A 14,087-nucleotide genomic window follows, 5' to 3' on the forward strand; every position below is an offset into this window, starting at 1 on the left:
CAAAATACAGAAAGCTTCATAAAGTATTCAGATAGTATCTACTCTACCTTTTAACTATCTTTTTAACTAATCTTTTCTGCTCATTCTCGATAATTATAAAATAAGCTCCCGGTGTCAAAAATGATGTATTCAGCTCGATTTGTTTTGAAGTTATATTCTGAATATCCAAAGAGTTATTTAATCTCCGACCTCTTAAATCTACAATTGTTATTACCGGATCAACAAAATCAATACTATTACTAATGTACAATTTATTTTGTGTTGGATTTGGATGTAATTTAATGGCATCAACATCAAAATCGTCAACACCGAGTAGCGCTTCTCTTACGTCGAGCGTAAAACTGATAGTTTGTTGAGCAACTCCACAATTGGCTCCAAAAGAAATTTCCAAAACCCAATTTCCATCTTCATTTCCGTCAAGTTCTATGTCATTAAAACTGATACTGTCGGTAAGATACATCTGACCGCCTGGTGCAGTCCAGGTAGCACTGGCGTTAAATGAAGTAGCCGGAACCGTTAGCTCTATAATTGCACCTTGTAATACCTCAACTACTTCTCCATCACTAAAAGATGTTGCTGCACCTCCGTCAATACTAAATTCGGTATCACCATCTGATAAATCCGGAGCATCGGTCGCTACATTAACATTAACTGCTGTTCTTACAGTTTCGCATCTACCACCTTTCGAAGTAAAGTTCCAATCATAAAAGAAATAATAGAAATCTAAAGCATTTACTGTATTACCAATAATTGAAACTACATTAGATGGTGATGTATACGGATAGCTAACTCCATTACCCGATGGTGTTCTTCTTAAGGACACCAAATCGCTGGAGATCGATATGATATTATTATCTCCTTTAGGAACGTTTAAGTTTACTGTTACCAGTGATTCTCCTAAAGGAATATTTACTGTTGTCGACGCAACAATATTTCCAGTCGCATCAGCAACCTGTATAGTCCTGTCTCCAGGTGCCATAGCAGACATCATAAATGACTCAATAATAATATCATCATTCGTATTAAAAATTAATCCTTGAGAGAAATTGTAATCCGTTGCGGTACTCACATCAGGAGATGGTGTTTGTTCAGACACTATAACAGAGGATACTCCCGATACATAATAAGTACTATTAGCTGTAATTGCAGGAGTAGTAAAAGTTTCACCCGTGGCTATCTCCACACCACCAGTGGCGGTTGTATACCATTTATAGTCGGTACTTCCAGAGGCATTTAGTGTAGCGGTATCGTTCGTACATACTTCAATATGAGATGCAACTGGCTGCAAAGCCTCTTCTAAATCTAACGAAAATAAATAATCTATAGATCCACAGGTATTATCCGAATTAATTGTAACCTGATATTCTCCTGCCTGATTTAATGATAAATCATTAATGGTAACAGTCGGATTTGTGCTGGTAAAACCATTAGGTCCTGACCAGGCAAATGTGGGATTATTGCCGGTAAGAACGTCCAACTGAAATTTAACAGATTGTCCAGTACACAATCCTGTCAAAGAACCTTCTTCAATTGCTCCGTTATCTACAGAGAACTCTTGTTTTGCTGTAATGGTAAGACAATTAGGAAGCGAAGATCTCCAAATACCACGTCCGTAAGTAGCGGCAGTTATAGAATTATCAGCAACATTAATTTCTAAATCATTTACTATAGTTGTAGGCAAATTGTTTAGAAATGGAGTCCATGATCCATCGGTAACGCTTCTATATACACCTATACTGGTAGCAAGATATATGGGATCTTGTGGTTGTCCTGGATGGTGTACGATATCATTGATAAAGAAATACTTATCGGTGACTGGTAAATTTGAAGATATATTCTGAAATGTATTACCTCCGTCAATAGATTTATGAACACCAGTTGCAGTAGTTACCCAAACATTATTCGGATCTACATTATGAACGGCTATTCCTCGAACTCTGCTTCCGAAGGTGTAGATATCTGCAATCGTATTTCCGGAATCTGTTGTTTTTTTAAGAGTGCTTCCTACAGAAATATACATTACACTATTATCCGAAGGAGCTATCTCCATTTGATTAGCGGCACTTCCAAGACTAGCAAGTTGTATCCATCCCGTCTCTGCTGCATTTAAACGATATAAATTATCATACCCTGCAAATAACTCTCCGTTTGCGGTTATTGCTAATGGGGTTACCCAATTTCCCTCTGATCCTGAAGGTTTATTTACACTTCCTGAGCGGCTGCTACCTGCATTGGTTGATTTATACAATCCTCCTCCATTTTGGGTAAATCCATAATATTTGTTGTCATTTGTAGGATCAATTGCCGTATCCATACCATCTGCACCATAATAATTAAGCCAGTTACCATTACCATTATTATATGCATGACCACCATTATCCTGCAATCCTCCCACCATTTTATTGGGATCATTTTGAGAAACTGCTACTTTATAAAATTGGCTAGCTTGTATACCTGCAGTATGATCCGTAAAGTTAGAACCTCCATCCGTAGATGAGTAAATACCTCCATCAGAACATACAAAAACTGTTCCTCCAAAAGATCTAATCATATGTATATCTGCGTGTGTGTAAGAAGCTCCTTGCGGAAAACTCCATTCATTTAATTTTGTGAATGACGTGCCTCCATCAGCAGACTTCCAAACATTTAAACAACCTACAAATACTTCGTCTGCATTTGTTTGTGATACCCCTAGTGCTAAATCATAGAAAGCTTGTTCACTTTCGATAACATCGGTAGTACCATTCTTTAGCAAAAAAGAATCTCCGCTGTTTTCGGATCGATATACACCTTTAAAAGATTCATCGGTATTTACACTTAAGATATAAACATAAGAGCTATTTGCCGGTGTTACTTCAATCACCATTCTACCATTGTTTGTAGGAACTCCGCTCGTTATCATTGTAAATGAATCTCCTCCGTTTACGGATTTATAAAATTCATTTTGAGTAACAGCGTATATAATATCTGGATTGCCCGGTTTTAGTTTGATATCTTTAATATTACCCGAAAGCGTCTCTACCCAATTTGCTCCGGCGTCTGTTGATTTATACATCCCAGAATTAGTAGCTACCCATAAAATATTCGAATTTGTTGGATGTATATACACTTCATTCATAGAGGATGGTGTATTTTCTGGATTCATTCCTGTTGGGTTCCAAGTTTGTCCTCCATCTGTAGATTTAAAAACTCCAGCACTTTGAGTATCATTTCCATCATCATCTCCGGTAGCAATATAAAGAACGTTAGAATTCGCATAATCAACTGCAATGCCCGAAACTCCAATCTGTGGTAAGTTATCCGTTAAAGGAATCCAAGAATTTCCTGAGTTCACTGATTTCCATAGTCCTCCGGCTGGGGTTCCTACGTACCAAGTATTACTATCATTAGGATCAATAGTAATTGCATTGATTCTTGCCTGACCGGATGACCACGAACCGGTATTTGTATGGGTAAAAGGTCCTATAGCCTGCCAATTACTTAAATCTGTGGATGCTAACTTACTTTCTATTTCTTTTTTATGCTCCCAGGCAATCCATTTGTCTTTGGATGTTGGTAGGTATCCCTCACCATCCACAACATCTTCCCATATATATTCCCATCTTTTAAATGGTTTATATCCGCTTCCCTTTTTATTTGGATCGTGAGTTTCCCAATATGAATTAAAAGCTTGTTGGATTTCCTGAAAAGTCGGTTTAAAGTTCTTGTTATTTTTACTTTGTTTTAAGTTTCGCATCCAAGGTGCATCTTGATTATATTGTCCTTGTATTGTTCCTAAGAAAAGTAATGCAAAAAAGAGATAAAAATATTTCATTATGTGTATAAAAGGTTAATAAATACGCTAACAACATCTACATTTTAAAAGTGCTAAATGTAATGTTTATTTAATAAAACAGCCTTATAATAAATTACCCTAATCATTAACGTAAAAAATTTTTATCATTCTTTTCAATAGAAAAATTGTTATCCCAACCAACCATCGCGATCCAAACTGCGGTACTGTATAGCTTCGGAAATGTGATCTCCTTTAATGGATACTGCCCCCTCGAGATCAGCAATGGTTCTGGAAACTTTTAAAATTCTGTCATAAGCTCTAGCCGAAAGATTTAATCGTTCCATCGCGGTTTTCAATAAGTCTTTGGAGGTTTTGTCCAGTTGGCAGAATACTCGCAATTGTTTCACACCCATCTGGGCGTTATAATGAATCTTTTTTAAATCCTGAAAACGTTGTGTTTGTATATCTCTTGCTTTGATCACTCGTTTTCTGATTTCAACACTACTTTCTCCTCTTCTCTCTTCACTTAATTTATCAAAAGGTACGGGAGTAACTTCAATATGGATATCAATACGATCCAGTAAAGGTCCTGAAATTTTACTTAGATATCGTTGCATCTCTGCCGGAGAAGAGGTAACGGGAGCATCCGGATCGTTAAAATATCCTCCTGGACTTGGATTCATACTGGCCACTAACATAAAACTTGATGGGTAGGTAACTGTAAATTTTGCTCTGGAAATTGTTACTTCTCTATCCTCTAATGGCTGACGCATTACTTCCAGTACTTCTCTTTTAAACTCTGGTAATTCATCCAGAAATAACACCCCATTATGAGACAATGATATTTCGCCGGGTTGCGGATAACTGCCGCCACCGACCAATGCAACATTAGAAATGGTATGATGTGGACTTCGAAATGGACGCTGAGCCATTAATCCTACATGGTCTTTAATTCTGCCTACGACACTATGGATTTTTGTAGTTTCTAATGCTTCTTGTAATGACATAGGTGGCAAAATACTAGGTAATCGTTTACTAAGCATCGTTTTACCGCTACCAGGAGGTCCCACTAAAATAATATTATGTCCTCCTGCCGCTGCAATTTCCATACATCTTTTAATACTCTCCTGTCCTTTTACATCTGCAAAATCAAATTCGGGATTGTCTAATTCCTTATAAAACTCTTCTCTTGTGTCAACAATTGTTTGTTCTAGAACTCCATCCCCATTAAAAAAATCGATTACTTCTTTGATATTTTCAATACCATATACCTGTAGGTTATCTACAATGGCTGCCTCTCTCGCGTTTTGTTTGGGTAATATAAAGCCTTTAAATCCTTCTTCTCTTGCTTTAATAGCAATAGGCAACGCTCCTTTTATGGGTTGTAAGCTCCCATCCAGAGAAAGCTCTCCCATAATAAGATAATCCGAAATATTTTCACCTTTGATTTGAGAACTTGCTGCAAGGATTCCTAACGCCAGTGTTACATCATACGCAGAACCTTCTTTTCTAAGATCTGCGGGAGCCATGTTGATCGTTATTTTCTTACCAGGCAGTTTATACCCGTTATTTTGTAATGCCGCAGCAATTCTAAAACTACTTTCCTTAATGGCATTATCAGGTAATCCCACCAAATGATATCCTATTCCTTTATCGATATTAACCTCAACCGTTATTGTGGTAGCTTCGACACCAAAAACGGCACTTCCAAATACTTTAATTAGCATATTTTTGTGTATAAGAGTACCATTGCTATTATTTCTTTTGATACAATGGTCAATAACATGTGTAAGAAACTTAACATATGTTACCTCTAATTCTCTTGTTTTTTGATATTGGAAACTAAATGAAAAAAAGAATTCTTGTAATTAGAGTAAAAAGACTTTTAATCAAAAAAAGTAAGTGATTGAATTTCAACGTTTATCGTTGTCTTTAAGTGACTGAAGTAGGATAATAAAAGTATATCGTTGAATTCTTTTAAAGAAAAAACAGAATTCTAAAAATCTATTTGAATAAGAATATTTTTATAAATGTAAAGGCTACCAGCGAATAAAAAACAAACAATACAATTTCCAACCGGTACTTTTCTACAATTCTCCTTAACATGGGGACTCTTTATTAATGATTATATATTATAAACAGTTTATTATGTCTATACCCTATATTAATAATAAAAAACCCAACATATACTATATTGGGTTTTATCAAAAACAATAATGTAATAAAAGTGTGGTGTTTTCTTGTGCTCGAAAAAGAGTTTATTTAGTCAACGTAAACTCAATATCACCTTTTTTCTCATCAAAACATAACAAACAACTTAAAGAACTACTTCCTGATGAGATAGAAACAGTTTTTCATTTAAAAATCTAAGGGTCGGTATTTTATCTTTAGTTTCTACCAAAATGGAGATATTATTATTACTACCTCCATACGAGATCATCCTTACCGGTATATAGTTAAGAATTTCAAAAAGCTTATGAGAGTATTTATCATTAATGACAGACTCTCCGACGATACAAATAATGCTATGATTCTGTTCAACAGTTACCTCGGCATATCCTTCAATTTCCTTAACAATCTCATCGATATAACTGATATCATCTATTGTCAGAGAAATTGCGATTTCTGAAGTAGTAATCATATCTATAGAAGTATGATAGTTGTCAAAAACCTCAAAAATTCTTCTTAAGTATCCGTGCGCCATCAACATTCTATTTGATTTGATCTTGATCGCTGTAATTCCATCTTTTGCAGATATTGCCTTTAATCCTTTTTTAAAAGTCCTATTAGAAATTATCGTTCCTGGGGCTTTGGGATCAAAAGTGTTTTTAAGAAGCACTGGAATATCTTTATCAACAACAGGTGAAACCGTTTGAGGGTGTAAAATTTTCGCGCCAAAATAAGCTAGTTCCGCTGCCTCATTATAGGTAAGGTGCGCTATTGGATGTGTTCCTTCTACATATCTTGGGTCATTATTATGAAGTCCATCAATATCTGTCCAAATTTGAATCTCTTGGACATTTAGGGCTGCTCCAATAATAGTTGCCGTATAATCACTACCTCCACGCTTCAACGTACTGATTTGATGTGAGTGATCCCTACAAACAAAACCTTGCGTCATGTAAATATCACTGGAATTACTCTTCTCTAAAACTTCACCCAGTTTTTTGGATACTTTAGCAATATTTGGATTATCTACTTGATCAACGAACATAAAATCCTTAGCGCTAATTAAGGTATTATCAACCCCTTTGGTAAGTAAAAAATTAGAGAATATATACGTTAACAATGTTTCTCCGAAAGTTAATACCTCAGCATTAAGAACCTCTGAGTATTCTTGATTAGATAATTCTAGCATCTCTGTGATCATCGATGATACATTATCTTTTAAATCATTTTTTACTTCTTTATCTTCGATAAGTGCATCAATAACATCTATATGCTTACTTTCTAATTTATGCAGGTTTCTGGTGATGGCTTCTGCATCTTTTAACTTGATATATTCAACAAGATTAACCAATTGATCCGTAACTCCAGACATAGCTGAACAGACTACCACTTTTTGATCCTTGTCGCTTATAAGGATATCTTTTACCTTATGTAAATTCTCTACCGATCCAACAGATGTTCCACCAAATTTTAAAACCTTCATTGTGTTTTCATTTTTACCTTGCATAATTATACAATAACCAAGAAAAAATAAATATTTTCATGAAAAAAGTATATATTTACACAATATGTTAAATATCTAACAAAATGAAAACAATAACAGATTGTGTACATAATATACTACGACATCAGCCATTTTTAGAAGACGCACTATCTAGAGATATTATCAATTTTAGCTCTTTGGCTACCGATTTACTACCACAGGTCGAAAAAGAAATGAGAAAACCTGTAAAACCGGGATCTATAGTGATGGCATTGCGTAGATATCATCCAAAAAGGATTAAGCACTCAGAAAATCTTGGTAGTTTGGGTGATATTGTTGTAAGATCCGGAATCACAGAGTATACTTTTTTAAACTCTAGTACAATACTGACTAGTCAGTCTAACTTGCTAAATACAGTAAAAGATAGGACCAAAACCTATTTCACCTATTCCAGTAATTTTCAAGAAAGTAACATCCTGGTTTCATCTTCTCTAAAAGAAATTGTAGAAGACCATTTCAGAAATGAAACTTGTATTTCTGTAGCAGATAATTTATCTTCTATGTCCATCGCGCTTCCTGATGATAGCTCTAAGTCTATAGGTTTATACTTTTATATATTTAAACTTTTGGCTTACGAAGGTATACCGGTTTTTGAGATCATCTCTACCTCTAATTATTTTACCTTATTTCTGGAAAAGGAATACGTAAATGATGCTTTTCTACTTATGAACGAAATAAAAGATAATTAAAAAAGCCCTGTTTCCAGGGCTTTTCATTATTTTTATTCTCAAAGATTACCAAATCTCAACTCGTTTTTCTGGAGCCAAATACATTTTATCACCTTCTTTTATATCAAAAGCATCATAAAATGCCTGAACATTCAGTAAAGGCTGTATAGCTCTGGTTGTTCCTGGAGAATGTGGATCTGTTTTGATTTGATTTCTCAAAGCATCTTCTCTGATTTTGGTTCTCCACACGGTAGCCCAAGACATAAAAAACCTTTGCTCTGGTGTAAATCCATCAATATCTTCTGGTCTTCCGTTTTCTGCAAGATGCATCTGTAGTCCGTCGTAAGCAGCCAATACTCCTCCAAGATCACCAATATTTTCTCCCAGTGTGAATTTACCATTTATATAAACGCTATCTAAAACTTGGATCGCACTATACTGTTCTGCCAGAGCTTCTCCTCTTTTTGTAAATTTTTTCAAGTCATCATCGGTCCACCAGTTCGATAAATTACCATCTGCATCATAACGTGCACCAGAATCATCAAAAGCGTGTGATATCTCGTGTCCTATCACCGCACCAATTCCACCGTAATTGACAGCTTCATCTGCTGTATAATTATAAAAAGGAGGTTGTAATATTGCTGCCGGAAAAACAATTTCGTTGAATAATGGATTAAAATATGCATTTACCGTTTGTGGAGACATTCCCCATTTGGTCTTATCCACTGGCTCTCCTATCTCATCTATATTTTTATTAAATGTCCACTCTGACACTGCCATCATATTTTCAAAGTAAGAATTTCCTTCTTTTACACCGAGCGTTGAATAATCTTCCCATTTATCAGGATATCCAATTTTAACAGTAAACTTATCGAGTTTCTGAATGGCTTTTGTCTTGGTACTATCGCTCATCCATTCCAATTCTTCAATTCTGTTTTGATATGCTTTAATCACATTAGCAATCATTTTTTCTGCCTTAGCCTTTGCCTCAGGAGGAAATTTAGCGTCCACATATAACTGTCCTATTGCCTCACCAACAGAACCATTTACTTGTGCCAGCGCTCTTTCTTCTATAGGACGTTGTTTTATAGCTCCATTTAATGTCTTACTATAAAAATCCCAATTCGCTTTTTCAATTTCGGTAGAAAGTGACCCGGCAGACTGATTTAACGTAGCCCAACGCATCACGGTTTTAAGATCCTCTATATTTGTGTTGGCAAGAACGCTCTGCAATTCTTTCATGTATTTGGGCTGCATCACAATTACAGAGTCTAATTCCTTTTTAACACCTAAGTCTTTCATTAATTTATTCCAATCGATTGCGGGAGTCATTTCTGAAAGTTCCTCAATAGATCGTGGATTATTAAAGTTTCTCGTATCTCTACTTTGAACTTTATCTAGACGTGGTTCTGCTAACTTCGTTTCAATGGCTAGAATGGTTTCTGCATTTTTACGAGCTTGTTGTTCAGTTTCTCCAATATATTGAAGCATTCTGGTAATATGATCAACATATTGACTTCTAATCTTCACTGATTTTTCGTCTTGATCTAAATAGAAATCTCTGTTAGGTAATCCTAGTCTTCCTGTAGAAATGTAAGGAGCATTGACTTTACTATTGCTTAAATTAGGAAAAACAACTAGCCCTGCAAATGGTGCTGAAGCGGCAGTTTCCTTAGCTAAAACGGTCTGTAGTTCGTTCAAGTTCTCTATACTTGCTATTTTATCTAAAGTAGGTTGCAATGGGGTAACACCTTCTTTATTTCTAGCTACAGTATCCATAATCGATTCGAAGATTAGTAACGCTTTGTACTGATCTGTTCCCTTTGCATACTTGCCACTGGATTTAGCTTTTTCCAAAATATCAAGTACATCATAATCTGTCTTTTTACTCAAAACTCCGAAACCACCCCACCGGGTTCTATCTTCTGGAATTTCTGTATTTTTCATCCAACTACCATTAACATAGTTATAGAAATCATCTTTTGGACTTTTGCTTGAATCCATATTTTCCAAAACAATCCCAGGAATTTTCTCAGCAGTTTTAATATTCTCTGCCAAAATTTTTTCCTCTTTTTTGGTGTCATTCTTACAGCCGAACAAGACTATCATAAATGTCACCAAAAAATATACTTTTCTCATTTTTAAATTCATTTTATTAATAAATTAAGTTTAGTTCGTTGATATAAGACGCAAAAATTGAGGATTTATTACTTATATCAAGTTGGGAAATTTAGACAAAATGTAAAAATGTAGGAAATCCTTTATAAAAATTTAACTCATCAGACCTTTAGCTAAACACATAAAAATCTGATTTACAATTATTTAATTATATTATCCCGTAAGTAATTAACAAAAAATTAATATTTATAAATAGCTAAAAAATAGGTCTTTATAAAAATTTGGAAGATGATAAAATTATTTAAGTAAACGTGTATCAAAGCTAAAAGGTTCGATTTCAATTAACTTTACCAAATTAAAATCGGGATGTAATGGATTAATTAGAAGATTTTGTTCTCTTGGCACAATAATACTAGGTACTTTAAGTCCTAAATGGGTATTTCCAGATATCCAATTCATTGCAAAATGTTGAATTCCTGTAGATGGTGGTATTCTATTCCAATCTTTTGGAAGCTGTTTGATATCTATTGAGGTTGTCAATTCATCGGGAAGTTCTATCGTGGCGATTGCCATACTATCCGGAAAATATGCAGCAGGCAAATGTGCTAATACTTCCAGAATAGAAAGGGCTACAGTAGTACTCGTATACAAAACAGCTACACCTCTCGGGTTCCATCTCCCTCCAACAGTTTTAGCACCGATTCCTGTTAAATCCTTTATATACTTTTGTTTCGCTATTCTGTAAACCAGCATTATGCAAAAATTCCGTGCTCAATACGTACCAATTCTTCGTTCAATAACTGAAACCCAAATGTAGTGTCAAGAAGTTCTTTAGGCTTTTTGGTTGCAAGCGCAACATTAGGATGCTCCATCCATCGTTTAAATCGCTCTAAGTCTCCAAAAATATTCTCACCTTTTGCATAAAGTTTTGCTAACTGCAATGCTTTAGCACTTGCCTCGGTACTTAACTTTTTCTTTAGTTCATAACGCTGTATCGTACGTTCTGATAAATGTAACACATGAGCCAGTTCACTCAAATCAAAATCTATAGTTTTTGCTAGATGTAATAATGCTCTTTTATCGATCCCATTTCTAGATAATTCTATAAAATCGTATACATTATGCAAAGGAATATCCAGATTTAAATATCGCAACAATCCTTTACTTTCTAACTCATCGTAATCTAACGGTGATACTGCGCTCATAATATCGAAGATTTATTATGACAAAAGTACGGAATAAAATGACAATTGACTAATTTATTCTAAAATTAAATCTAATTCTTTACTTACATCTTCTAATCTGGCTTCCATAGATCTAATGGCTATAGTAGAAAGATATCTTCCCAAAGGCAAAACAGGTTTTATGGCTAGCTCATTTGCCTTAGTATTATCGGTAAAAACACTGGTAGTTTGGGGTACTATTTCGGTTGGTTTCAGTTTGATCACATAATCACTTCCCAACCGTTTCATAATTTCTTGCGTGTGACCGTAACGTATATTTCTAAGCGTAGTTAGAGGAGCAGATAATTGCGTACTTGTTTTTGCAATCTTTCTTTCTTCTTCATTAGCAATAACCAAGTGCTTCATTTCTATTTTGTTGATTAAATCCGGAAAAGAGTCATTCAATACTCTTTTAAAAACTTCTTCGATACCCCTGGAAACTCTTCCGCCAATATTATCATAATATCCCGCATCGGCATATTGATCAGATTCTAATTCTTTCTCGCCGGAAATTCTTCTCACCTCACCAACTGGCGTGATAAAAGGAAAACTAGCATTAATACGCATGGCTGTAGCTAATGAAACAGAATTATCAGGATAACTTAATTGAATATTTTCTAAAAAATCATTCATCCCAATTAACGGTCGCAGATGTGAATATTTTGCAGGGCTTATAATATTGTAATTACCAGTTTGGGTATGTGTTGTATTTATCAATAGTAAGGGTGGACGTTTTTGATGATGCTGAGCAGGACTATCATTAAACGCTTGCTTGTAAAACGATAAAAACTCTCTGTCCAAGACACTTTCTCCTTTAACATCAGCAAAATATCGCCTGTAAGCTTGGCTCCATTGTTCTTCTAACAATTGTCCTCTATTTTTAAAACTAAATAAACTGGTTACTTCTTTAAACAAATCTCTTCCTAATAAAGACAGTAATGCAACAGACAAGTAGTTCTCTTTATATATAACACTTGCTTTATAGCGTAACGTAGGATAATCGGCATCTGTATTAAATCTGAATTTAGCTTTGCTATTCGAAGCATTGGCCCGTTGAGCCTCGGCAAAAAACATCGAATTACCTACGCTTCCGCCAGAAGCTCCTGTTAGGGAAAGTAGATTTTCTTCAAAATAACGCCCATTAGACTTTTCATATAAATAACTATGCACCAAAAATGACCAAAGCCCGGCTCTTGATCCTCCACCTTCGGCAGAAACCATAATCACAGGAAATTTATGATTGCTCTTTATAATTAGATTCTCTCTACTCTTTATCCACGAGTATATGTAAGTATCCATTAAGGGTCTTTCAATTTTAGTCTCTTGTAGATGTAATTGATAATGATCGGAGGTATCTGAAAAAAATCTAGCCGAAAAAATACAAAAGACACTTACAATCGACAGCAACGGAAGCCTAATTTTTTTACCTAATAAAATTAAGATAAAACAGATCATAAAGAGACTTAATAGAGATAGCACCAAAATTGAAAGAGGGTTAATTCCACTTGCTAAGTCTGGATTAAAATTTAGAATTAAAAATATAAATAAAAGCAAGAAACCAAAGCTCAAAATGGCTCCATAAAATATTTTTTTCGGAAAACCTTTTAGGTATTTGTAACTGTTGAAAGATAGCGTAGAGAATAATAATGCCAAGGCACAATTAGAAAGGAATAAATTGCCAAGATCTTTTTCTGCTTGAGTATTTAAAGTTCCTAAGGATATGATTAAGATCATAAGACCAATAGAAATACCAAAGAATATGACAGTCGTTTTAGCACTTCGATTTAGAAATTTCTTTAATATTTCATACAATCTTGGTTCAGATAGCAATAGTAAAATAAATATGATAAGGATTAACGAATTGGTCGGGTCAAGAAACTTTGTATAGGTGTTTTCTAACCCAAAAGATTCCATAGCGTGTAGTATACTTAATGCAGATATGGCTAATAATAAAATTGCTAAAATTCTTGGCAGTATTTTTCTCATATGTATCCTAGTCAAATAGGGATAACTGGCAGATTCACTTCTATCCTGAAATTTATAATGCTGATTTGGGATAAAACCTATAAGATTGGAAAGAGAAATATCTTTATAATTATGATAATAAAAATATTTCGGCGTATTCCATATTAAAAAAGCTGAAACTGCAAGCAAACTAAAATATAATGGAACCTCAAACAAAAAGGCATCCGCCTGATTAAGAATCAATAATAAATCTACCGTTTGTGGAAAATACCATAACGTCAAATAAACAAATAGAATAAAAAAGATGCTAATAATATTATTACTTAGCTCTCTAAGCAAGTTTTTAAACCAAATACTGAAACCCTGAAAAAATAATAATAGTTTGATCATCATCTTAATCAAATTTAGAACTAAATATTCTTAAACCTTCAAATAATTTTAAAATAATGATGAAAAAAATAGATCATTGCTTTTTCCTTTTAAAGAAGTAAAAAAGCAATAAACTAATATTCAATGTGTTAACAAAATTGTAAATTTTAACATTTGTCTAAACGACTGTATTTACTGGTGTAATGAGAATTTTAAGAAAAATAATTTCGTGAAATTCAATATTTAAATCAAAAACA

At 34.4% G+C, this 14,087-nt stretch carries 8 protein-coding genes; 1 reads left to right on the plus strand and 7 read right to left on the minus strand.

The features are described from left to right. Positions 1-43 precede the first annotated feature (43 nt). The 3 genes from ACE94K_RS19315 to ACE94K_RS19325 all read right to left on the minus strand — a co-directional run bounded on the left by ACE94K_RS19315 (position 44) and on the right by ACE94K_RS19325 (position 7,427). The gene (locus tag ACE94K_RS19315) at positions 44-3,814 is read right to left on the minus strand and encodes a T9SS type A sorting domain-containing protein (RefSeq protein ID WP_378176306.1); all 3,771 of its coding nucleotides are present in this window, start codon (positions 3,812-3,814) and stop codon (positions 44-46) included. 149 nt (positions 3,815-3,963) lie between these two features. Then, positions 3,964-5,502: a YifB family Mg chelatase-like AAA ATPase gene (locus ACE94K_RS19320; RefSeq protein ID WP_378176309.1), complete on the minus strand. Its 1,539-nt coding sequence runs from the start codon at positions 5,500-5,502 to the stop codon at positions 3,964-3,966. Positions 5,503-6,092: 590 nt separating this feature from the next. Then, on the minus strand, positions 6,093-7,427 hold the full coding sequence (locus ACE94K_RS19325; RefSeq protein WP_378176312.1) for an aspartate kinase: 1,335 nt from the start codon (positions 7,425-7,427) through the stop codon (positions 6,093-6,095). A 104-nt stretch (positions 7,428-7,531) separates the two neighbouring features. Between ACE94K_RS19325 and ACE94K_RS19330 the strand changes: the two genes are divergently transcribed. Next, entirely contained in the window at positions 7,532-8,176 is a 645-nt protein-coding gene (locus ACE94K_RS19330; protein WP_378176315.1) for a hypothetical protein, read from the plus strand. 45 nt (positions 8,177-8,221) lie between these two features. On the opposite strand, the gene ACE94K_RS19335 is transcribed toward ACE94K_RS19330, so the two are convergent. From ACE94K_RS19335 to ACE94K_RS19350, 4 genes are all read right to left on the minus strand, one after another. Beyond that, entirely contained in the window at positions 8,222-10,294 is a 2,073-nt protein-coding gene (locus ACE94K_RS19335) for a M13 family metallopeptidase (protein ID WP_378176318.1), read from the minus strand. 276 nt (positions 10,295-10,570) lie between these two features. Continuing rightward, complete coding sequence (locus ACE94K_RS19340) at positions 10,571-11,026, minus strand: RES family NAD+ phosphorylase (protein ID WP_378176320.1); 456 nt, start codon at positions 11,024-11,026, stop codon at positions 10,571-10,573. Beyond that, positions 11,026-11,478 (minus strand): antitoxin Xre-like helix-turn-helix domain-containing protein, encoded by a 453-nt coding sequence (locus ACE94K_RS19345; RefSeq protein WP_378176323.1) that lies wholly within the window; start codon positions 11,476-11,478, stop codon positions 11,026-11,028. The genes ACE94K_RS19340 and ACE94K_RS19345 overlap by 1 nt, the downstream gene beginning before the upstream one ends. Positions 11,479-11,532: 54 nt before the next feature. Next, positions 11,533-13,854, minus strand: coding sequence for a patatin-like phospholipase family protein (locus tag ACE94K_RS19350; protein WP_378176326.1), 2,322 nt, complete (start codon positions 13,852-13,854; stop codon positions 11,533-11,535). Positions 13,855-14,087 lie beyond the last annotated feature (233 nt).

This window comes from Aquimarina besae, assembly GCF_042434905.1.
Lineage (GTDB): Bacteria > Bacteroidota > Bacteroidia > Flavobacteriales > Flavobacteriaceae > Aquimarina.